This window comes from Rathayibacter sp. AY1E8 (genome assembly GCF_002931415.1).
Classification (GTDB): Bacteria; Actinomycetota; Actinomycetes; order Actinomycetales; family Microbacteriaceae; genus Rathayibacter.
In genome coordinates this window covers 55924-77082 of the sequence record NZ_PSVI01000007.1, presented here as the reverse complement: position 1 = coordinate 77082, position 21159 = coordinate 55924, and the positions used below count along the sequence as shown (strand labels likewise).

Here is a 21159-nt window from a genome sequence, read left to right as displayed (position 1 = left end):
GGGGTATGCGCGCCTACGATCGAGGGGTGAGCACCCGCAAGCCGTCCCGCGCGACCGCCGCCCGCTACCCCTCGCGCGACCGCGCCCGCATGGCGCTCGCGCCCGGGATCCTCGGCGCGATCGTGCTGCTGGCCGGGCTCGCCCTCGTCGGCTCCGACGCCTACGACTTCATCCGCTACCCGGTCGCGATCCTCGCGGCGGTCATCGGCTGGTTCGCGATCCAGGCGCGCGCACTCCTCTGGCTGATCGGGCTCGTCCCCGTGCTCGTGCTGTGGAACCCGGTGCTGCCGTTCGCGTTCCCGGACGCGATCTGGTTCTCGCTGAGCCTCGCCGCGGTCGGCGTCTTCGTGGCGGCGGGTCTCGTGATCCGCGTCCCGACCCCGGAATGACGACGAGCGCGACCGTCCGCGCGGCGGAGCGCCGACCGGACCGCCCCGAGGAGTAGACTGGCGCCGCACCCGCACGCCGGGGATGCTGCGACCGGGTCCCAGACCCGTTGCTCGGAGCTCCCGACGGCCACCGGATGCACCGACGCCCGACGCCTCCCCGGAGGCGATCCGGCGGATGCACGGCGACGGCAGCGCGCGGGAACCCCTCCTCCGCCCCCCGTCACACATCGAGGAGGAGCATGGCTCGCAGCGGCCAGCGTCAGTCCGGTCAGACGCGACGAGCGTCGAACGCCGCCGGGAGCCGACCCCGATCGCGCTCGCGCGGCGTGGACAACGCGGGGATCATCCCGATCCTCGCCCGCCGCGTCCGCGAGGTGGAGGCGAAGGCCCAGACCGGCAAGGTCGGGCCGACCAACCGGACGAAGTTCCTGGTGATCGCCCTCCTGATGCGCGAGGAGCGCAAGCGGGTCAAGGTCGATCCCTCGCTCAGCGACGCGCAGCGCGCCGAGGAGATGAAGCGCCTCGACGGCATCGCCACGATCCTGGCCAAGACGGCCGCCCGCGACACCAGCCTGATCGCGCTGCTCGAATCGGAGGCCGGCGTCACGGCGGCCGCGCAGAAGCTCCGCCGCGACTGGCTGCTCGAGGCGGGCGCGGAGCTCAGCCCCGACGAGCTGCTCATCGTGACCGAGCCGGAGCCCAAGCCCGAGGTGCCGGTCAACCAGGTCGTGCCGCAGTCGGTGCGCGCCCGCCAGCTGGCGAACCCCTTCCTCCCGCCGGACTTCTCGATCGCCGAGGCCTCGGCTCCGGCGCCGCGCCGCAGGCTCGACGACTGGGAGCTGCTCGGGCCGCTCTTCAAGGCGTTCGAGTACGGAGCGGGCGGACGGGCCGCGAGCATGGAGCTCCCGGAGCCGCCGAAGCTCGACCGGGTCTCGCCGCGCGGCCGCGAGCTGATGCCGCACCAGGCGCGCTTCATCGAGAGCGCCCGCGAGGGGCACCGCAGCTTCCTGCTCGCCGACGAGCCGGGTCTGGGCAAGACCGCGCAGAGCCTCCTCGCCGCCTCGGTGGTCGGGGCGTACCCGCTGCTCGCGGTGGTGCCGAATGTGGTCAAGATGAACTGGGCGCGCGAGGTCGAGCACTGGACCCCGCAGCGGCGCGCCACGGTCATCCACGGAGACGGCGGCACGCTCGACGCTTTCGCCGACGTGGTCATCGTCAACTACGACATCCTCGACCGGCACATCGGCTGGCTCGGGAGCCTGGGCTTCCGCGGCATGGTCGTCGACGAGGCGCACTTCATCAAGAACCTCCGCTCGCAGCGCTCGCAGAGCGTGCTCGCGCTGGCGTCGAGGATCCGCGAGACCACTCCGGGGCACGATCCGCTGATGATCGCGCTGACCGGCACCCCGCTGATCAACGACGTCGACGACTTCCGCGCCATCTGGCGCTTCCTCGGCTGGATCGACGAGACCAAGCCGGGGCCGGAGCTGATGGGCCGCCTCGAGGAGACGGGCCTCACCCCCGCCGACACGGGCTTCTACCCGGAGGCGCGCGAGGCCGTGATCGACCTCGGCATCGTCCGGCGCAAGAAGATCGACGTCGCCGCCGACCTGCCGTCGAAGCGGATCGTCGACCTGCCCGTCGAGCTGGACGACGACCTCGGCCGCTCCATCCAGAAGGCCGAGCGCGAGCTCGGCGCCCGCATGCTGCAGCGCTTCAGGGCGGTCACCTCCTCGATCACGCACGAGCTCGACGACGACGAGCGCGAGCGGTTCATCCGCATCGTGGCGCAGAGCGAGCTCGAGGAGTCGAAGTCGGCCAAGACCGGCGAGAACGTCTTCACCATGGTGCGCCGGATCGGCCAGGCCAAGGCGGCGCTGGCCGCCGACTACGCCTCGCAGCTGGCCCGCTCGGTGGGCAAGGTCGTCTTCTTCGCGAAGCACATCGACGTGATGGACCAGGCGGAGGACACGTTCGAGAAGCGCGAGCTGACGTCCGTCTCCATCCGCGGCGACCAGACCGCGGCGTTCCGCCAGACGCAGATCGACGCCTTCAACGAGGACCCGGACGTCTCTGTCGCCGTGTGCTCGCTCACCGCGGCGGGAGTCGGCGTGAACCTGCAGGCGTCCTCCAACGTGGTGCTCGCCGAGCTGTCGTGGACCTCGGCCGAGCAGACGCAGGCGATCGACCGCGTGCACCGCATCGGCCAGGAGGAGCCGGTGACGGCGTGGAGGATCATCGCGGCGCACACGATCGACGCGAAGATCGCCGAGCTCATCGACGCCAAGGCCGGTCTCGCCGCCCGGGCGCTCGACGGCGCGGACGCCGAGACGGCCTCGGCCGACACGGTGCAGCTGGACGCCCTCATGCACGTCCTGCGCGAGGCGATCGGCTGAGCGCACCCGACCGGGCCGGCTGAGAGCTCAGCCGGTCCGGGCGAGCGGTGCGGCGAAGAAGTCCTTCTCGAACGAACTCGACCGCAGGAACGCGTCCCTCATCGCGGCGCGCTGCCTCGGTGAGGCGTCGCGGGCGGCCTGCTCCGTGAACTCGATCGCCCGCTCGGTGGCCGTCGCGAAGACCGGGTCGCCGTACGTGAGCAGCCAGTCCGCGTAGGGGTGCTCGGGGTGCCCGGAGGCGGCGAGGCGCGACCCGACGTCGGCGTAGAGCCAGAAGCAGGGGAGCAGGGCGGCGACGATCTCGCCGTAGCCGCCCCGCGCGGCGACCGCGAGCAGGTGGTCGGTGTAGCCGCGGGTCACGGGCGCGGGAGCCGCGTCCCTGGTCCCGAGCCGGTCGCGGTGCAGCTGCGCCTCCGCCGCGAGGGCGGACGCCGAGCCCTCGGCCCAGAAGACCTGCTCGGCGGTGGTCGGTGCGCGTTGCGCCGCCACGGCCAGGACGCGGGCGTACTCGGTGAGGTAGAGAGCGTCCTGCTCGAGGTACCACTCGAAGTCCTCCCGCCCGAGGGAGCCGTCGCCGAGGGCCCGCACGAACGGGAGCGCGTCGATCTCGTCGCGGAGGGTCCGCGTCCGCTCCCAGACGTCCGCGCAGAACGCCGGAGGACGTTGCCGGTGGAAGTGGTCGATCGGGCCGTTGCCGGAGCCGACCTCGAGAGCGTCGGCGGCGCGCAGGGCGCCGGTCAGCCACTCCTTGGCCTCCGTCAGCGCCTCGACCAGGGCGTCGGAGGAGGCGTCGCGCCCGGCCAGGAGCGTCGCCATCGCGGACGAGAGCGAGCACCCGGTGCCGTGCGTGTTCGAGGTGGCGACGCGCTCGCCGGGGACCTCGCGTACGAGGCCGTCGGGGGTGACGATCGCGTCCGGGGTGGCGGGGCCGTCGAGGTGGCCGCCCTTCACCAGCACGGCGGCGTCGAGGGAGCGGGCGAGCATCGCCCCCTGCGCGAGCGCGGCCGGCCAGTCGGAGGCGGTCGGCTCTCCGGCCAGCACGCCCAGCTCGGGGAGGTTCGGCGTCACCAGGTCGGCGCGGCGGAGCAGGTCGCGCACGGCGTTCTCCGCCTCGGGAGCGAGCAGCCGGTGACCGCTGGTCGCGACCATCACCGGATCCACGACCACGACGGGCGGGCGGACCTCATCGAGCCACTCGGCGACGACTCCGGCGTACTCGGCCGTGGCGAGCATCCCGATCTTCACCGCGTCGATCGTGACGTCGTCGCTCACCGCGTCGAGCTGCTCGCGGAGGAACGCGGCGGGCGGCAGGTGCACGGAGCGGACCCCGTGCGTGTTCTGGGAGACGAGCGCGGTGACGACCGCCATGCCGTAGCCGCCGAGCGCGCCGATCGACTTGAGGTCGGCCTGGACGCCTGCACCGCCGGTCGGATCGGTGCCGGCGATGCTGAGGACACGGGGGACGCGGGCGCCGGCGGTCACCGGTCCCACTCCGCTCGGATCAGGCGGGCGGCCGCCGCGGGGTCGGCGGCCGTGCAGAGCGCCGACACGACCGCGAGGCCGGCCGCACCGGCGAGGCGGAGTGGCCCCGCGTCCGCGGCTCCGACTCCGCCGATGGCGACGCAGGGCAGCGCCGTGGCCGCGGCGAGGGCGGCGAACCCGTCGACACCGAGGGGAGCGGGGTGGTCGGGCTTGGTCGCCGTGGGCCGGATGACGCCGACGCCGAGGTAGTCGACCGTCCCCGCGGGCAGGGCGCGGACGGCGGCGAGGTGCTCGGGGGTGTTCGCGGTGAGCCCGATCACCGCGTCGGGTCCGAGCAGCGAGCGGGCGGCGGTGACGGGGAGGTCGGACTGCCCGAGGTGGACGCCGTGGACGCGGGCGCCCGCGAGGCGGGCGGCGAGGGCGACGTCGACGCGGTCGTCGACCAGCAGGGTCGTGCGCTCGTCGAGGACGGCGGCGACGGCCCGGGTCAGGGCGACGAGCTCGGCGGCGGGGGCGTCGTGATCGCGGATCTGCACGGTCGTGACTCCGCCCCGGACGGCGGCGGCGACCACCGCGGGCACGCCGCGCGGGCCGCACTGGGCGGTGTCCGTGACGAGGTAGAGCGAGAGGTCGAGGCTCATGCGATCCGCGCCCCGGCCTCGGCGTCGGCCGGCTGGAGGGCAGCGAGGGCGTCGAGGAGGCCGACGGCGAAGGACCCGGGACCGCTGCTCGCGGCGGCGGCCCGCTCGGCGGCGAGGCCCCAGACCGCGGAAGCGCTGACGGCCGCGTCGAGCGGGCGGGCGCCCGCGCCGAGGAACGCCGCCATCACGGCGCCGAGCGCGCAGCCGCCGCCGGTCACGCGGGTCAGCAGCGGGTGGCCCCCCGTGACCCGTACGATCCGCTCGCCGTCGGTGACGAGGTCGACCGCTCCCGAGACGGCGACCACGCCGCCGGTGCGGCGGGCGAGGACGCGGGCGGAGTCGAGCGCCTGCTCGGCGGTGTCGACGGCGTCCACGCCGCGGCCGCCCGCACCGGCTCCCGCGAGGGCGAGGATCTCGGAGGCGTTGCCGCGGATGATCGCGGGCCGCGCCTCGAGCAGCTCCACCGCCAGAGCGGTGCGGACGGGCAGCGGGCCCACGGCGACCGGATCGAGCACCCACGGGGTGCCGGCGCGTCCGGCCGCGGCGACCGCCTCGCGAGCACCCTCGCGCTGCTCCGCTCCGGGCGTGCCGAGGTTGACGAGCACCGCGGAGGCGAGGCCCGCGAAGACGCCCGCCTCGCCGGGCAGGTCGCACATCGCCGGGCTGGCGCCGAGGGCCAGGAGGCTGTTGGCGGTGAAGCCGGTGACGACCGCGTTCGTGATGCACTGCACCAGGGGCCCGGCGGCGCGGAGCTCGGCGAGATCGCGACCCACGGACGCCGGGTCGGGCGCCGTGTCGGCGGGGAGGGTCGGGTGGACAGGCGTGCGAATGCTCATTCGCGACATCCCTTCGCTAGTACGAACTAGATCAGGTTCAACGGGTCTTCTCTCAGCCCTGGCGGGCACCCCGTGTCACTGCGCACGACCCTAGCAGCGGGCGCGGGCGCGCTCGCTGCTGCAGTGCGAGAGGAGGGAGCGGGCCGTCGTCGCCCCTTCGCCCGTGAGCGGCCGCTCAGCCGGTGAGGATCGTCGAGTCGCCGCGCGGCCCCACCGCGACGCGGAGGCCGATCGGAAGCCGCTCGCGCATCGCGTCGACATGGCTGATCAGGCCGATCGTCCGACCGCCCGACCGCAGCTCGTCGAGCGTGCTGAGCGCCGTCTCGAGCGTCTCGGCATCGAGCGAGCCGAAGCCCTCGTCGATGAACATGGTCTCGAGCGAGATGCCGCCGGACTGCGCCGTCACCACGTCGGCGAGGCCGAGGGCGAGGGCGAGCGAGGCGAGGAACGTCTCGCCGCCGGAGAGCGAGGCGGGCTGCCGGCGGACGCCGGTGAAGGCGTCGAGCACGTCGATCCCGAGGCCGGAGGCGGCGCCGCGGTAGGCGAGCGAGTCGTCGTGGGCGAGCGCGTAGCGGCCGCCGGTCATCGCGTCGAGGCGGAGGTTCGCCGCGGTCACGATCTCCTCCAGACGTCCGGCGAGGGCGAAGGCCTCGAGGTCCATCCGGCGCGTGTTCTGCCCCCGGCCGGAGACGGTCTCGGCCAGCGCGCGCAGCTCCTCGTGGCGGCGGAGGCGCTCACCCAGCACCGCGAGGCGGCCCGCGGCCGTCGCGGCGAGCTCGGCCAGGCGCTCCGAGCGGTGCTCGAGCACGGAGAGGCCGGCTCGCGCCTCGTCGCGACGGGCGGAGGCCTCGCGCGAGCGCCCCTCGGCGTCGGCGAGGTCGACGGCCGTGCCCGGCAGTCCGCGGAGCTCCGGGTCGGCGAGCACCGCCTCCGTCGCGCTCCGCCGTCGCTCGTGCTCGGCGACGACGGCCTCGGCCCGCGCCCGGTCCCCGCTGGCCAGCGCGGCCGACTCGGCCTCCTCGGCGGTCGTGAAGCCGCGCTCGGCGAGGACCTCGGCGAGCTCCTCCCGGGCGGCGGCGGCGGCCTCGGACCGCGAGACGGCCGCCTCCTCGGCCTCGACCAGGGCGACGGCACGACGGCGCTGGGCGTTCAGCTGCTCGACGCGCGAGGCGACGCTCGTCGCGCCGTCGCGGAAGGCCTCGACGCGCTCCCGCAGCAGCCGCAGCGCTTCAGCGGCGAGGGCGGACTCGTCGGCGCGGGCGCGGTGCTCCTCGCGAGCGGCGTCCCGCCCGGTCGTGAGAGCGTCGATCCGGGTGCGCAGCCGGATGCGCTCGCGCCGCAGCTCCTCCATGCGGGCGGCGGCGCGGCGCGCCGAGGCGAGCCGCTCCTCGTGCGCCGGGCGGAGCGACTCCGGATCCGCGTCCTCGCCCACGCGCTCCTCGAGCGCCGCGAGAGCCCGAGCCGCGGCTCCCTCGCGCTCGCGGGCGCCGTCGAGGGCGGCGGCGGCGCGCTCCACCGCGACGCGGGCCCGGTCGAGGTCGTCGGTGCCGACCGTCGTCGGGCCGTCGTGCTCGGCCGGGCGGGGGTGCTCGCACGAGCCGCAGACGGGGCAGGGCTCGCCCGGCTCCAGCCGCTCGGCGAGCTCCCCGGCGAACCCGGCGAACCGGCGCGCGATCAGGGCGGCCTGCTCCGCGGCGCGCTCGCCGTGGACGCGCGCCGCGTCGGCGTAGGCCGTGCGGAGCCGCTGCAGGCCCGCCGCAGTGAGATCGCGCTCGAGGGCCGCGGCGATCCTCCGCTCGAGCGCGGCGAGCTCGTCGACGCGCGCGGGGACGGCGGCGGCCTCCCCGGCCAGGGACTCCTCCTCGCCGGCGAGCGCGTCGACGCGAGCGGGCAGCTCGCGCAGCTCCGCCTCGATCCCGGCGAGCGCGGTCGCCGCCGCCTGCTCGGCGCGCGCGGACCGCTCGGCGACGCGCTCCGCGTCGGGGAGCCGGCGCTCCTCTGCCAGCGCCTCGGCGAGGGCGCCGAGGACAGCGGCGAGCCGTTCGGCCGTCTCGGCGGCCGGGCCCCCGGACGCGTCCCCGTAGGCGTCGGCGGCGAGGTCGCGCTGCTGCCGGGCGGCCCGCTCCTTCTCGGCGGCTGCCCGGGCGGAGCGGAGCAGCGGCAGCACGCCGTCGGCCCGGCGCGCGCGCTCGATCGCGGCCCGCTGCTGCTCGACGTGCGCCTCGGCGACCACGAGCTCCTCCGCCTCGATGAGGGCGCGCCGGCGCCGCTCCTGGCCCCGGGCGGTGCGCCGGGCCTCGTCGAGAGCGGCGCCCGCGGCCTCGTGCGCCGCGTCGGCCGCGGCGGAGCCGGCCCGGGCCGCCTCGAGCGGAGCGGCGAGCCGCGCCGGCAGCCCGGCGAACCAGGCGGCGTCCGGCAGAGGCGGCTCGGCTCCGTCATCGAGGAGCCGGACGGCCTCGTCCGCGAGCGCCGTCACGGCCGCGCGCTCCTCCTCGAGCCCGACGGCGCTCGCGTCGCGCTGCTCGAGCAGGCGGCGGCGGAGCAGATCGAAGCGCTCGGTCGCGAAGAGCGTGCGCAGGAGCCGCTGCCGGTCGTCGTTCTTCGCGAGCAGGAACTCGTGGAAGCGGTTCTGCGCCAGCAGGATCACCTGGAGGAACTGGTCCTTCGTCAGGCCGACGATCCGGCCGATGTCGGCGCCCACCTCCTTCGCGCTCGACGAGAGCCCGACCCAGGCGCCGTCGACCTGCTCCAGCAGCTCGACCTTCGCCGGCTGGGTCGTGGTGCCGGTGCCGCGCCGTTTCGGCCGCTCGTACTCGGGCGAGCGCCGGACGCGGTAGACGCGCCCCGCCGCCTCGAAGTCGAGCTCGGCGAAGGTCTCGTCCTCGGGGCCGCTGTGGTCGCTCCGGAGGCGCGAGGCGGTGCCGTCGAAGCGGGGGACCGAGCCGTAGAGCGCGAACGCGATCGCGTCGAGGATCGTCGACTTGCCCGCTCCGGTGCGCCCGGCGATGAGGTACACGCCCACGTCCTCGAGCCGGTCGAAGTCGACGCACTGCTCGGCGCGGAACGGTCCGAGTCCGGCGAAGGCGAGTCGGCGGATCCTCACCGCAGAGCCTCGGCCTCGACGGCCGCGAGCGCGTCGAGGGTGAGGGCGCGCTCGGTCTCCGTGGCGCCGTGACCGCCGCGGACGTGGGCGAGGAAGTCGTCGACGACCTCGACGTCGCTCCGCCCGCGGATCCGCTCGGCGTACGCGCGCGGCTCGGCCGCGGCGTGCGGGGGCCGGTGCTCGAGCGTCGCGCAGCCGGGGAAGCGCGACTGCAGGCGCGCCATCGCGTCGAGCGGGCGCACGGGATCGGTGAGCACCGCCGAGACCCAGTCGCCCTCCACCTCGGCCAGGGAGGGATCGCGCAGCAGCTGCTCGAGCTCGCCCTCGATCACGCTGAGCCTCCTCGGCACGGGGAGCGGCGACCACTCGACGCCCTCGAGCCCCTCGGGCCCGATCGTCACCAGCCAGGCGCCGCGCGGCTTCGACGCCTCGCCGAACGAGTAGTGCAGCGGCGCTCCGGAGTAGCGCACTCCCGGCAGCAGCTCGGCGCGTCCGTGGATGTGCCCGAGCGCCGCGTAGTCGGCCGCGGCGAAGTGCTCGACCGAGACGTAGTCGAGCCCGCCCGCCGTGATGTCGCGCTCGAGGACCGCGGCCGGGGCTCCGACCGCGAAGCAGTGCGCGAGCACGACCCAGGGACGGCCCGCCGCCTCGGCGGCGGCGCGCACCCGCGCCATCGCGAAGGCGAGCACGTCCTCGTGGCGGCGCAGCTGCTGCTCCGGGTGCCGGTGGCGGTAGAGGGCGGGCTCGAGGAAGGGGATGCCGTGGACGCCGACCTCGAGCCCGGACGCGTCCCGCAGCACGACCGGCTCGGCGTACGCCTCGGGGTCGGTGAGGACGTGGACGCCCGCCCCGCGCAGGAGCCCGGCCTGGAAGCCGAGCCGGGCGGGGGAGTCGTGGTTGCCGCTGGTGAGGACGACCTCGGCGCCGGCCGCGCGGATCGCCTCGAGCGTGCGGGTGAGGAGGGTGTAGTGCTCCGCGGCGGGCACGGCGGAGTCGAAGACGTCGCCGGCGATCAGCACCGCGTCCACGCGCTCGGCCCGCACCGTCTCGACCAGGGCCTCGAGCACGGTCGCGAGCGCCGCCGTCGTGGAGTGCCCGTGGAAGGTGCGGCCGATGTGCCAGTCCGAGGTGTGCAGCAGCTTCACGGTCGTCCTTCCTCTGCGTCGTCCGGGGGAGCGCCTCCAGGCTAGTGAGGCCCTCCGACACCGGCGGCGCAGCGGACACCTCCCGTTCACCGGGAGGTGCACAATAGGGCGTCGGTCGAGCAGAGGAGATGGTCGTGAAGCTGCCCCGCGTCCCCGCGACGATCCTGGGTCTGGGCTCGCGCACCCGCGCCGCCGCCGAGGACACCGCTCCCATCCAGCGTCTGCGCCCGGACGACGAGCCGGCCCGCACCAGCACGGTCGACAACGCGATCTACCAGGACGGCCGCCGGGTCGTCTCACCCGGCAGCATCCCGGAGGCGCTCGCCGCCCTGCAGAAGCTGCCCGACGCGATGGCGTGGATCGGGCTGTACCGGCCGAACGCGGCCGAGCTCGCCGCGCTCGAGGACGAGTTCTCGATGCACCCGCTCGCCCTCGAGGACGCGATCAGCGCGCACCAGAGGCCCAAGCTCGAGCGGTACGGCAGCGACATGTTCGTGGTGCTGCGCGCCGCCAGCTACTCCGACCAGCGCGAGGAGGTCGACTTCGGCGAGCTCCACCTGTTCGTGGGGTCGAACTTCGTCGTCACGGTCCGCCACTCCGAGAAGCCCGACCTCTCGCTGGTGCGGCGGCGGATGGAGGCCGATCCGGAGCTGCTGCGCGTCGGCCCGGTCGCCGTGCTGTACGCGATCCTCGACGCCGTCGTGGATCAGTACTCGCCCGTCGTCGCCGGTCTCGAGAACGACATCGACGAGATCGAGGCGCAGGTCTTCGAGGGCGACCCGGCGGTGTCCCGACGCATCTACGAGCTCAGCCAGGAGGTGCTGGACTTCCAGCGTGCGGTCGCTCCGCTGACCGGCATGCTCGGGCGGCTCGTCACCGACTTCGAGGTGTTCCAGTCGGATGTGGAGCTGCGCCGCTACATCCGCGACGTCGCCGACCACGTCGCGCTCGTCACCGAGCGGGTCGACGGCTTCCGCACCACGCTGCGGGAGATCCTGGCGGTGAACGCGACCCTCGTCGCCCAGCGCCAGAACGAGGACATGAAGAAGCTCGCGGAGGTGGGCAACCAGCAGAACGACGAGGTCAAGCGGATCTCCGCCTGGGCGGCCATCTTCTTCGCGCCGACCATGATCTCGAGCATCTACGGCATGAACTTCGACGTGATGCCCGAGCTGCACGTGGCGTGGGGGTACCCAGCGGCGCTCGCGGCGATGCTCGCCTCGAGCGTGGTGCTGCACCGGCTCTTCAAGCGGTGGGGCTGGCTCTGAGCCCGCGTCCCGCGACGTGTCAACACCGTGACGGTCCCGGAGGCTCCGCGTAGCGTCGCTCGCGGGCCGTCCGGCCCCTGAACGGAGGGACTCCCGATGACTCCGGAGGACACGACCACGACGGCCCCGCGGCCCCGCTCCCTCTGGCGGGCGGGCGCGGCTCCGATCCCCTCCGACGAGTTCGTGCCGGGCGCGCACTACGACGACGTCGTGGTCGGCGCCGGGCTCACCGGGCTGGTCACCGCGCTCCTCCTGCAGCGGACCGGCCGGCGCGTGCTGGTGCTGGAGGCGCGGGAGGTCGGCGCCGTCACGACCGGGAACACGACGGCGAAGCTCAGCCTCCTGCAGGGAGCGCACCTCTCCCGGATCGCGGAGCGCAACATCCCCGCGGTGACCGAGGCCTACGTCGCGGCGAACCTCGCGGGCTTCCGCTGGCTGCTCGACTACTGCGAGGGCGCGGGCGTGCCGGTGCAGAGGCGCACCGCCTACAGCTACGCGCAGACGCCCGAGGGCGTGGACGCCGTCCTGAAGGAGCACACGACCGCGCGCCGCTTCGGCCTCGCGACCCGCCTCGTCGGCGAGCTCGACGTGCCGTTCCCCAGCACGGCGGCCGTCGCCCTCGACGACCAGGCCCAGTTCGACCCGATGGACGTCCTCACGGCGCTCGCCGCCGACTTCCGCGCCGCCGGGGGCACCCTGGTGCAGGGCGTCCGGGCCCTCGGGATGCGAGCGACCGCTCCCGTCCGGGTCCGCACCAGCGCGGGCCCGGTGACCGGGGACCGGGCCTACCTGCTCACGGGGGCGCCGATCCTCGACCGCGGCCTCTACTTCGCCAAGATCGCCGCGCTGCGCTCGTACGCGGTCGCGTTCCGCACCGACGCGCCGATCCCCGACGGCATGTACCTCTCGGTCGACGAGCCGTCCCGCTCCGTGCGCCACGCCGAGCGCGACGGCGAGCGGCTCCTCCTGATCGGCGGCAACGGCCACCCGGTGGGGCGCAGGCCCGTCACCTCGGAGGCGGTGGACGACCTGGTCGCCTGGACGCGGCGGTCCTTCCCGGGGGCGGAGCCGGTCGCGCAGTGGAGCGCCCAGGACTACGAGCCGTTCCACCGCGTGCCGTTCGTGGGCTGGCTGCCGCGGGGCCGCGGACGGATCTTCCTGGCGACCGGCTACGACAAGTGGGGGATGACCAACGCGGTGCAGGCCGCGCTGACGCTCGTCGCCGACCTCGAGGGCGGGACGCCGGCCTGGGCGAGGACGCTGCACCGCCGGCCCACGCTGCCGCGGGTGATGGCGGAGGGGCTCGGCGCCGGGCTGGCGGTGGGCGCCTGGTACGCCCGCGGGTGGTCGGCAGCGCTCCGCGCGCCCCGCTCGGCCGAGGTGGTGCCGGCGGAGGGCCAGGGCTCGCTCGCCCGCGACGGCCTGCAGCCCGTCGCGGTCTCCACCGTGGAGGGGCGGCGCTGCGCGGTGTCGGCGGTGTGCCCGCACCTGGGCGGGATCGTCACCTGGAACGACTCGGAGCGCAGCTGGGACTGCCCGCTGCACGGCTCTCGCTTCGCAGCCGACGGGACGGTGCTGGAGGGGCCGGCGGTCGAGCCGCTCGCCCCGCTGGGCTAGGACGGCCGCCGGCTCAGCGGAGCCGACGGCCGAGGCAGGCCCCGCGGAGCAGGCGGCTCAGTCCTCGTCCGCTCCGGGCTCCGCGACCTCGTCGCCGTCCGCGCCCGAGGCGTCGCCGGTCGTGTGCAGATCGGTGTCGCCCGGGATGCTGAAGTCGCTCAGCGGGTCCAGGGGCTTCTTGTCGTCGGTGTCGTCGCTCATGCCTGCCACCCTACGAGCGTCCGGCGAGGCGCTGCACCGCGGCGACCGGGATCGACAGCCACTCCGGCCGGTTGCGCGCCTCGTAGATCGCCTCGTAGACGGCCTTGTCGAGCTCGAACGCGTCGAGCACCGCCCGGTGCGCGGTGACCGCGTCGCCCGCCTGCTCGGCGTAGCCCTCGAGGAACGCGGCACGGCTCGCCGCCGCCCACGCCGCCCTCGAGGCGCCCGGCTCGGCCTGCTCGTGCGCACCCGCCGCGTAGTCGAAGGAGCGCAGCATCCCCGCCACGTCGCGAAGGGCCACGTCGGGAAGACGGCGCTCGTGCATGGGCCGCAGCGGCTCGCCCTCGAAGTCGAGGAGCACCCAGCCGCGATCGGGCACGGACAGGACCTGCCCGAGGTGGTAGTCGCCGTGGATGCGCTGGAGCCTCGGCCACGGCGCGGTCTCGGCGGCGCGGAACACGGCCTCGATCGCCTCCGAGTCCTCGGCGATCACGGGGACCTCTGCCGAGGCGATGCGCAGGCGACGGCGCATGGCCGCGACCATCCGCTCGACGACCTCGGACGTGGTGTCCTCGGTCGGCATGACTTCCGCCAGCGTCGCGTGCACCTCGGCGGTGGCGCGGCCCAGCTCGCGGGCGGGTCCGGTGAAGTCGGAGTCGGCGGCGACCGCCTCGAGGGCGACGCGCCACGCGTCCTGGACCCCGGGGAGGAACTCCTGCGCGAAGGCGAGGTGCCCGAAGGCGCGGCCCGTCTCCTCGCCCTCGTCGTCCCACTCGCCGGTCACGTTGCCGAGCACGGGCGGGACGAGGGCGCTCCCGGCGGCGTTGAGCGCCGACTGCACCGTCACGTCCGGGTTGTCGCCGTGGTGGAGGGCGCGGAAGACCTTGACGATCACCGGGGTCGCGTCGGATCCGTCGTCGGCGGTGGTGCGGACGATCACCGAGGTGTTCGACTGCTCGCCGCTGAGCACCTTCGAGGACGCGAACGCCCCGATCGCGGCACCCGGCTGCCGGTGGCCCTCGGCGCGGGCGCCGCCCTGGGCGCCGTCCTCGTCGGAGCGGCCGCCGTCGGCGATCATGCCGAGCAGGGCGCGGGCGAACACCGGGTCCCGTGGAGCGTCGTACACGAAGTGCACGTCGTCGGAGTAGACGAGGGCGTCCTCGAGCCCGGGCACCGGAGCCGCGTGGACGGTCACCGGCACCTGGTACAGCACCGGGCTCGTGCCTGCCCGGTCGATGAAGAGGTGGTCCACCACCTCCGCCTCGCCGGGGTGCAGCGACCAGGCGCCGCGGACCTCCAGCTCGGGGCGCCGCCCCTTGCTCGCGTACCACCTCTGGTCCGCCACCCATGCGGCGATGCGGTCGATCGACAGGCCTGCGCTCATGCTCTTCCCTCCGTCGGCACCCCGAACCCTACTGGCCGCGGACGACGGGCGGAGGGGCTTGCGGCGGGGCGCTCAGGCCAGCTCGAGCACGTCCAGCGTCCAGGCGTACTCGAACGCGATCTCGCGCCAGCGCTCGTAGCGTCCGCTCACCCCGCCGTGTCCCGCAGTCATCTCGGTGCGCAGCAGCGCGGGAGCGCCGACCTCGCGGAGCCTGGCCACCCACTTCGCCGGCTCCACGTAGAGCACCCGGGTGTCGTTGAGGCTCGTCGTCGCGAGGATCCGGGGGTACTGCACGTCCTCGCGGACGTTCTCGTAGGGCGAGTACGACTTCATGTAGGCGTAGACCTCGGCGTCGTGCAGCGGGTCGCCCCACTCGTCCCACTCGATCACCGTGAGCGGGAGCGACGGGTCGAGGATCGAGGTGAGCGCGTCGACGAACGGGACCTGCGCGAGGACGCCGGCGAACGCCTCCGGGGCGAGGTTCGCGACCGCGCCCATCAGCAGGCCGCCGGCCGACCCTCCCTGCGCGACCAGGCGGTCCGGAGTGGTGAAGCCCGCGTCGACCAGGTGCCGCGCCGCGGAGACGAAGTCGGTGAAGGTCGTCCGCTTCGCCAGCGTCTTCCCGTTCTCGTACCAGGAGCGGCCCATCTCCCCGCCGCCGCGGACGTGCGCGACGGTGAAGACGACGCCGCGGTCGAGCAGCGAGAGGCGCGCGATCGAGAAGCCCGGGTCGATGCTCGCCTCGTACGAGCCGTAGCCGTAGAGGAGGAGCGGCGCGGGGGCCGAGTCCGGATCGGCGGCGTCGCGGCGCCAGACGAGCGAGAGCGGCACCCGCGTGCCGTCCTCCGCCACGGCCCACTCCCTCCGCTGCACGTAGAGCGCGGGGTCGTAGTCGCCGAGCACCGGCTGCTGCTTGAGCACCGTGCGCTCGCCCGTCGCGACGTCGAGCGCGAGCACGGTCGAGGGGGTGACGAACGAGGTGTAGGCGAGGCGGAGGGAGGGCTGCTCCCACTCCGGGTTCCCCGCCAGGCCCGCGTCGTAGAGCGGCTCGTCGAAGACGATCTCCTCGAGCCGCGCTCCGGTGCCGTCCTCGCGGAGCAGCCCGAGCCGGGTGGCTCCGTCGGCCCGGTAGGAGACGACGACGTGCCCGGCGAAGGCGTCGACGCCCTCGATCCGGCGGCCCTCGCGGTGCGGCACCACCACGCGGCGCTCGCGGGCCCGGGCGTCGGCGTCGCGCGACAGGTCGGCCGGCTCCTCGACGATCTCGAAGTCGAGGGCGCCGTCGTTGTGCACGATCAGCAGGCGGTCGCGCCCGTCGACGACGGCGTGCTCGACCTCGTACTCCACGCCCTCGCGGCGCGGCCACACCGAGCGGAACGAGCCGGTCGGGTCGGACGCGTCCAACAGCAGGCACTCGCTCGTGATCTTGCTGCCGATCTCGATGACGAGGAAGCGGCGGCTGCGGGTGAGGCCCACGCCGATCCAGTAGCGCTCGTCGGGCTCGGCGAAGACGACCTCGTCGGTTGTCCCGGCACCGACCTCGTGCCGCCAGATCGTGTCCGGGCGCCAGGACTCGTCGACGGTCGGGTAGAAGACGAAGCGCGCGTCGGCGCCGAAGGTCGCTCCGCCGCCGGTGCCCTCGATGACGTCCGGCAGATCCTCGCCGGTCTCGAGGTCGCGGATGCGGAGGGTGTAGCGCTCGTCGCCCTCGACGTCGGTGCCGAAGAGCAGCCGTCGGCCGTCGGCCGAGACGTCGAAGCTGCCGAGCGAGAAGAAGTCGTGCCCCTCCGCCTCCGCGTTGCCGTCCAGGACGACCTGCTCGCCCTCGAGCGGACCGCCCTCGGCGATCGACGGCGGCGTCCAGTCGTCCGGCCCGCTGATCGGCGCCCGGCAGTGCACGGCGTACTGGCGGCCCTCGTAGGAGCGCGAGAAGTACCACCAGGAGCCCTCCCGGACGGGGACCGAGAGGTCGGTCTCCTTCGTCCGCGAGCGGATCTCCTCGAACAGGCGCTCGCGCAGCGGAGCGAGAGGAGCCAGCACCGCCTCGGTGTACGCGTTCTCGGCCTCGAGGTGCGCGATCACCTCGGGGCTCTCCTTCTCGCGCAGCCACTCGTAGTGGTCGACCACCACGTCGCCGTGGTGGCGGCGCTCGAGGGGGACGCGGCGGGCGACGGGCGGAACGGGCGCGGTCATCGCTCCAGCCTAGGGCGAGGGCGCCCCTGGCCGCCCGGGGTGCCGCAGCGGCGCCGGGCGTGATCACAATGGAGCATGGCCAGCGGTGCGGAGAACGAGTCGGCGACGTCCCGGGCGGGCGGTGCGCGGAGAGTGCAGACCGAGGTCGAGCGCAAGTACGACGTCGACGCGGGCACCCGGCTGCCCGACCTGACCGGCACCGGGAGCGTCGCGAGCGTCCGCACCGAGGAGCCGGTGACCCTCCGCGCCGAGTACTTCGACACCGCCGAGCGCGCTCTGTCCCGGGCGCGGATCACGCTGCGCCGCCGCGAGGGCGGATCCGACCAGGGCTGGCACGTCAAGCTGCCCGGCTCCTCCGGCCGCACCGAGATCCACGCGGAGCTCACGGCCTCGCGCACGGTCCCGTCCGCCGTCCGCGAGCCGGTGCTCGGGCAGGTGGGGCGCGCGCCGCTCGAGCCGCTGGCGCTGCTCGAGACGGTCCGCTCGATCACCCGCGCCCTCGACTCCCACGGGCGGGAGCTCGCCGAGATCGCCGACGACCTGGTGACCGCGCGCGACCAGCGCACCGGCCGCGAGCGGCGCTGGAGGGAGTGGGAGGTCGAGCTCGTCGACGTCCCTGGGGACGAGGGCGAGCGGGTCCTCGACGCGATCGAGCAGCGCCTCCTCGTCGCGGGCGCCCGCCCGGCCGCCAGCGCCTCGAAGCTCGCCCGGGCCACCGGCGGCCCGATCGAGGAGACGGTCCCGGATCCGCGGAACGGCGGGGAGGCGGCGCTCGCCGCGGTCCGCTCGCTCCTGCGCGAGCTGCGCGCCGTCGACCCGCGGGTGCGCCTCGAGGCCGACGACGCCCTGCACCGGATGCGCGTGCTCGCGCGCCGGCTCCGGTCCGTCCTCGCCGCCTCCCGCTCCGTGCTCGACCGTGCGGCGACCGACCCCGTGCGGGACGAGCTGCGCTGGCTGGGAGGGGTCCTCGGCGCGGCTCGCGATCAGGAGGTGCTCGCCGAGCGGTTCCGCACCTCCCTGGCGGCCGTCGAGGGCGCCCCGAGCACCCCCTCCGCCCTGCTGGAGGAGATCGAGCACCGGCACGCCTCGGCGCTCCGCCGCGTCGACCGCACTCTGCGCGGCGGCCGCTACCTCGCGCTCCTCGCCTCGCTCGACGCCCTGCTCGCGGATCCGCCCCGCACCGCGCGGGCGGGCTCGAGCGCGACGGCGCTGGTGCGCCGCTCCGTCGCGAAGGACCTCGCGCGCATCTCCGCGGCGGGCTCCGCGGCGGCCGGCGGCTCGCTCGAGGCTCGTCACGACCTGCGGAAGGCGGCGAAGCGGCTCCGCTACACCGTGGAGGCGTGGCGGGCGGTCGTCCCCGAGGCCGTCGGCGCCCGGCGCCGCTCGCTCGCCGAGGCGGGAGAGGACCTCGCCGACGCCCTGGGGGAGGAGCGCGACGCGCTCGCCGCCCGTGCGCTGATCCTGGAGGAGGCCGATCGCAGCGGGGAGGGAGCCTTCGCGCTGGGGGTCGTCGCCGCCGAGGAGCGGCACCGCGCCAGGCGGGCCGCGAAGGCCGCGGAGAAGGCGGGGGACCGTCTGGGGTCGCTCTCGCGCTGACCGTGCGGCCCCGCGGTCGCTGTCAAGCCGACGGCCCGGTCACACGGACGAAATCCACGGCGGATAATGTGAATCATGCCTTCCGTCCGTGCTCTTCCGTCACCGCTCCTGCGCCCGCGCCACTTCGACCGCGACGACGTCGTGGTCCATGCCGGCCTGTTCTCGCTGGTGAACTCGAGTACGACGCCCCGTGCGGCCTGGACCGAGGATCTGATCGCCATCGGCGAGGTCCTCGACGCCGCCGAATTCCCCTACCGCCTCATCCGCGGCACCGACGGCTCGCCCTTCCTCGCGGTGGACCGCGTGCTCGGCGCCGAGCTGGCGACGCTGCTGGCGCGCGCCTTCGCGACCGAGCCCTTCTACGCCAAGACGGTCGACAAGCGGGGCACCCCGCCGCAGCTCCTGGCCGAGGGCGTGCTCGCGCCGTATCCGCGCGCCTCCGTCTTCAAGCTCTTCCGCCCGCGCGTCTCCTCCACGGGATCGCTGCGCTACGGCGCCCGCAGCGGCGTCCGCCTCGAGCTGTGGAAGGTGGGCGAGGAGGAGATCATCACTCCCGCCGAGAACGCGCTCATGCGCAACAGCCTCCCCGTCGCCGAAGCCATCGACGCCCACGTCGAGGCGTACGGCCGCACCTGGCCGACGTTCGAGGGCATGTTCGAGCCGCTCGTCAGCGACATCCGCTTCGAGGTCGACATCGTCTTCTCGTGGGTCGACGGCACCGACCTGGAGTTCCAGCGTGCCCGTGCGGCCCGCATGGCGAGCTACGTGGTGGGCGAGGGCGACGACGCTCCGGCGCGCTTCCGTCAGATCGACGAGCTCAAGTACGCCCTGCGCAGCGTCTACATGTACGCGCCGTGGATCCGGCACATCTACATCGTCACCGACTCCCCGCGCCCGCGCTGGCTGGACGAGCACCCGGACGTCACCCTCGTGCGCAGCGAGGACCACTTCCGCGACCTCTCGGTACTGCCGACGCACAACTCCCACGCGGTCGAGAGCCAGCTGCACCGCATCCCGGGGCTGGCGGAGCACTTCCTCTACTCCAACGACGACATGTTCTTCGGGCGCCCGGTCGATCCGTCGATCTTCTTCTCGCCCGGGGGCATCACGAAGTTCATCGAGGCGACGACGCGCATCGGCATGGGCGACTCCAACGCCTCCCGCAGCGGCTTCGAGAACGCGGCCCGCGTCAACCGGCGCCTGCTCCGCGAGCGCTTCGGCGCGATGACGACCCGTCACCTCGAGCACGCCGCCACGCCGCTCCGCAAGACCGTGATGGCCGAGCTCGAGGCCGAGTTCGAGCCGGAGTTCACCGCGACCGCCGCGAGCCGCTTCCGCTCCGCGAGCGACGTCTCCGTCACCAACTCGCTCTACCACTACTACGCGCTGATGACCGGCCGCGCGGTCGTGCAGGAGAACGCCTCGGTGAAGTACGTCGACACGACGATGCACCAGGGGCTGAAGGACATGCGCAAGCTCCTCAAGAACCGCGGAGTCGACTTCTTCTGCCTCAACGACGGCAGCTTCCCCGAGATCTCGGCGGAGGCGCGCACCAAGGCCGTCATCGGGTTCCTCGAGGAGTACTACCCGATCCCGGCTCCGTGGGAGCGCGAGGACTGACCGTGGGCTGGGCCGTCGGGGGAGCGGTGGCCGGGCTGCTTCTCGGCCTGGCGAGCTCGCTCGTGTTCCCGGGCATCGGAGTGGGAGCGGGCGTCGGCGTGGGCGTCGCGCTGGCCGCGGCGCTGGCGTTCGCCGGATGGCTGTTCGCGCGGGACCGCGCCGGCGGGCGCTGATACCGCCGGCCGTGTCCGAGGACGCGGTCGACGCGGCGCCCGGAGGCGTCGGGGCGACCCCGACGCCCCGTCGCGTCGCTACGCGCTGACGCCCACCGGCTCCACGAGCGGCGGGTACAGCGCCTCGTCGCGCGCGACCGGAGCCGCCGTCGCCGCGGCGATCTCGACGCCGTGGTCCGCGAGGATCCGCTGCGTCTCGTTCGCCGAGACGTAGGACACCTCGGTCGAGGCGCCGATCGGCACCACCGAGTGCAGCACCGTGCCGTCGTAGACGTGGATCAGGTTGAACGCCTGGGCGCCGTTGCGGGCGCGGGTCGCTCCCACCGGCACGTTGAGGTCCTGGGTGTAGCAGGTGGCCGACGCGACCGAGACCGGGATGCCGGCGAACATCGCCGTCGACGAGTAGTGCAGGTGGCCCGCGATGATGCTGCGGACGTCGGAGCCCTCGAGCACCTCCGCGAGGGCGGGCTGGTCGCGCAGCTCCACGAGGACCGACAGGTCGAGCACGCTCGGCACCGGCGGGTGGTGCAGCGCGAGGATCGTGCCGTGCGGGGCCGGGCTGGAGAGCTCCTCCGCCAGCCAGTCGAGCTGCGCGTCCGAGATCTCCCCGTAGTGGGCGCCGGGCACGGTGGAGTCCAGCGCGATGATCCGGAGCCCGTTGACGTCGTGCACGCGGTCGATCGGCTGCGTGGTCGGGAGCTGGTCGAGCAGCCCCGAGCGGAACGCGCCGCGGTCGTCGTGGTTGCCCATCACCCAGATCACCTCGGCGCCGAGGCGTGCGGCCGCGGGCTCGACGACGGCGCGCAGCTTCGCGTACGCCTCCGGCTCGCCCTTGTCGGCGAGATCACCCGTGATGACGATGGCCTCCGGACGTCCGCCGGACGCCTCCAGCTCGTCGAACAGGAGCCGTAGCTGGGCCTCGCTGTCGACGTCGGAGCCGTACAGGCCGCCGTCTCCGGCGATGAAGTGGGTGTCGCTCAGGTGAAGGATGAAGTGGTTGGGCCGGGGGTACTCGGCCTGGCGGAGGGACATGATCCTCGGGTTCCACGATCGGCGGGAGCCGGATCACGCGACCCGGCGTCGGCACTTGCGCACTGCTCCAGCGGAGGCGACCC

At 74.4% G+C, this 21159-nt stretch carries 16 protein-coding genes and 1 riboswitch; of the genes, 7 read left to right on the top strand and 9 right to left on the bottom strand.

The window, feature by feature from the left end:
- Positions 1 to 26 precede the first annotated feature (26 nt).
- Positions 27 to 389, top strand: coding sequence for a DUF6804 family protein (locus tag C5C74_RS03545; RefSeq protein WP_258059290.1), 363 nt, complete (start codon positions 27 to 29; stop codon positions 387 to 389).
- Positions 390 to 628: 239 nt separating this feature from the next.
- A complete protein-coding gene (locus C5C74_RS03540; protein ID WP_104225603.1) occupies positions 629 to 2785 on the top strand; it encodes a DEAD/DEAH box helicase in 2157 nt (718 codons plus the stop codon).
- 27 nt (positions 2786 to 2812) lie between these two features.
- Here C5C74_RS03540 and thiD read toward each other — a convergent pair whose 3' ends face one another.
- The 5 genes from thiD to C5C74_RS03515 form a co-directional block, all read right to left on the bottom strand.
- A complete protein-coding gene (gene thiD / locus C5C74_RS03535) occupies positions 2813 to 4267 on the bottom strand; it encodes a bifunctional hydroxymethylpyrimidine kinase/phosphomethylpyrimidine kinase (RefSeq protein ID WP_104350993.1) in 1455 nt (484 codons plus the stop codon).
- On the bottom strand, positions 4264 to 4908 hold the full coding sequence (gene thiE, locus C5C74_RS03530; protein WP_104255108.1) for a thiamine phosphate synthase: 645 nt from the start codon (positions 4906 to 4908) through the stop codon (positions 4264 to 4266). Before thiE ends, thiD begins: the two co-directional genes overlap by 4 nt.
- The gene (gene thiM / locus C5C74_RS03525) at positions 4905 to 5744 is read right to left on the bottom strand and encodes a hydroxyethylthiazole kinase (RefSeq protein ID WP_104246561.1); all 840 of its coding nucleotides are present in this window, start codon (positions 5742 to 5744) and stop codon (positions 4905 to 4907) included. The genes thiE and thiM overlap by 4 nt, the downstream gene beginning before the upstream one ends.
- Positions 5736 to 5827, bottom strand: a riboswitch (TPP riboswitch). It overlaps the preceding gene by 9 nt.
- Before the next feature lie 92 nt (positions 5828 to 5919).
- A complete protein-coding gene (locus C5C74_RS03520) occupies positions 5920 to 8847 on the bottom strand; it encodes an AAA family ATPase (protein WP_104350992.1) in 2928 nt (975 codons plus the stop codon).
- Entirely contained in the window at positions 8844 to 9992 is a 1149-nt protein-coding gene (locus C5C74_RS03515; RefSeq protein ID WP_104246559.1) for an exonuclease SbcCD subunit D, read from the bottom strand. The genes C5C74_RS03520 and C5C74_RS03515 overlap by 4 nt, the downstream gene beginning before the upstream one ends.
- A gap of 128 nt (positions 9993 to 10120) precedes the next feature.
- On the opposite strand from C5C74_RS03515, the gene C5C74_RS03510 reads away from it, so the two are divergent.
- Together C5C74_RS03510 and C5C74_RS03505 are read left to right on the top strand one after the other, a co-directional pair.
- Entirely contained in the window at positions 10121 to 11260 is a 1140-nt protein-coding gene (locus C5C74_RS03510; RefSeq protein WP_104223070.1) for a magnesium and cobalt transport protein CorA, read from the top strand.
- 96 nt (positions 11261 to 11356) lie between these two features.
- Positions 11357 to 12877, top strand: a complete 1521-nt coding sequence (locus C5C74_RS03505) for an FAD-dependent oxidoreductase (protein WP_104350991.1) — start codon at positions 11357 to 11359, stop codon at positions 12875 to 12877.
- 57 nt (positions 12878 to 12934) lie between these two features.
- Here the strand turns inward: C5C74_RS03505 and C5C74_RS17280 are convergent, their stop codons facing one another.
- The 3 genes from C5C74_RS17280 to C5C74_RS03495 form a co-directional block, all read right to left on the bottom strand.
- On the bottom strand, positions 12935 to 13078 hold the full coding sequence (locus tag C5C74_RS17280) for a hypothetical protein (RefSeq protein ID WP_159914626.1): 144 nt from the start codon (positions 13076 to 13078) through the stop codon (positions 12935 to 12937).
- 10 nt (positions 13079 to 13088) lie between these two features.
- The gene (locus C5C74_RS03500; RefSeq protein ID WP_104350990.1) at positions 13089 to 14462 is read right to left on the bottom strand and encodes a phosphotransferase; all 1374 of its coding nucleotides are present in this window, start codon (positions 14460 to 14462) and stop codon (positions 13089 to 13091) included.
- Between the two features lie 72 nt (positions 14463 to 14534).
- The gene (locus C5C74_RS03495) at positions 14535 to 16655 is read right to left on the bottom strand and encodes a S9 family peptidase (RefSeq protein ID WP_104350989.1); all 2121 of its coding nucleotides are present in this window, start codon (positions 16653 to 16655) and stop codon (positions 14535 to 14537) included.
- 75 nt (positions 16656 to 16730) lie between these two features.
- Here C5C74_RS03495 and C5C74_RS03490 point away from each other — a divergent pair, with 75 nt between their 5' ends.
- The 3 genes from C5C74_RS03490 to C5C74_RS17275 all read left to right on the top strand — a co-directional run bounded on the left by C5C74_RS03490 (position 16731) and on the right by C5C74_RS17275 (position 20044).
- The gene (locus C5C74_RS03490; RefSeq protein WP_104350988.1) at positions 16731 to 18251 is read left to right on the top strand and encodes a CYTH and CHAD domain-containing protein; all 1521 of its coding nucleotides are present in this window, start codon (positions 16731 to 16733) and stop codon (positions 18249 to 18251) included.
- Between the two features lie 75 nt (positions 18252 to 18326).
- Entirely contained in the window at positions 18327 to 19871 is a 1545-nt protein-coding gene (locus C5C74_RS03485) for a stealth family protein (RefSeq protein WP_104233778.1), read from the top strand.
- Positions 19872 to 19873: 2 nt separating this feature from the next.
- Positions 19874 to 20044 (top strand): hypothetical protein, encoded by a 171-nt coding sequence (locus C5C74_RS17275; protein ID WP_159939285.1) that lies wholly within the window; start codon positions 19874 to 19876, stop codon positions 20042 to 20044.
- A 78-nt stretch (positions 20045 to 20122) separates the two neighbouring features.
- On the opposite strand, the gene C5C74_RS03480 is transcribed toward C5C74_RS17275, so the two are convergent.
- A complete protein-coding gene (locus C5C74_RS03480) occupies positions 20123 to 21076 on the bottom strand; it encodes a phosphodiesterase (protein WP_104350987.1) in 954 nt (317 codons plus the stop codon).
- Positions 21077 to 21159 lie beyond the last annotated feature (83 nt).

What these genes read in the sequence shown, in the direction of transcription:
- thiE (WP_104255108.1), bottom strand. Translation starts at nt 4,908, where the DNA reads ATGAGCCTCGACCTCTCGCTCTACCTCGTCACGGACACCGCCCAGTGC.
- C5C74_RS03480 (WP_104350987.1), bottom strand. Translation starts at nt 21,076, where the DNA reads ATGTCCCTCCGCCAGGCCGAGTACCCCCGGCCCAACCACTTCATCCTT.
- C5C74_RS03510 (WP_104223070.1), top strand. Translation starts at nt 10,121, where the DNA reads ATGGTCGTGAAGCTGCCCCGCGTCCCCGCGACGATCCTGGGTCTGGGC.
- C5C74_RS03485 (WP_104233778.1), top strand. Translation starts at nt 18,327, where the DNA reads ATGCCTTCCGTCCGTGCTCTTCCGTCACCGCTCCTGCGCCCGCGCCAC.
- C5C74_RS03540 (WP_104225603.1), top strand. Translation starts at nt 629, where the DNA reads ATGGCTCGCAGCGGCCAGCGTCAGTCCGGTCAGACGCGACGAGCGTCG.
- C5C74_RS17280 (WP_159914626.1), bottom strand. Translation starts at nt 13,078, where the DNA reads ATGAGCGACGACACCGACGACAAGAAGCCCCTGGACCCGCTGAGCGAC.
- C5C74_RS03500 (WP_104350990.1), bottom strand. Translation starts at nt 14,462, where the DNA reads ATGAGCGCAGGCCTGTCGATCGACCGCATCGCCGCATGGGTGGCGGAC.
- C5C74_RS03495 (WP_104350989.1), bottom strand. Translation starts at nt 16,655, where the DNA reads ATGACCGCGCCCGTTCCGCCCGTCGCCCGCCGCGTCCCCCTCGAGCGC.
- C5C74_RS03505 (WP_104350991.1), top strand. Translation starts at nt 11,357, where the DNA reads ATGACTCCGGAGGACACGACCACGACGGCCCCGCGGCCCCGCTCCCTC.
- thiM (WP_104246561.1), bottom strand. Translation starts at nt 5,744, where the DNA reads ATGAGCATTCGCACGCCTGTCCACCCGACCCTCCCCGCCGACACGGCG.
- C5C74_RS03490 (WP_104350988.1), top strand. Translation starts at nt 16,731, where the DNA reads ATGGCCAGCGGTGCGGAGAACGAGTCGGCGACGTCCCGGGCGGGCGGT.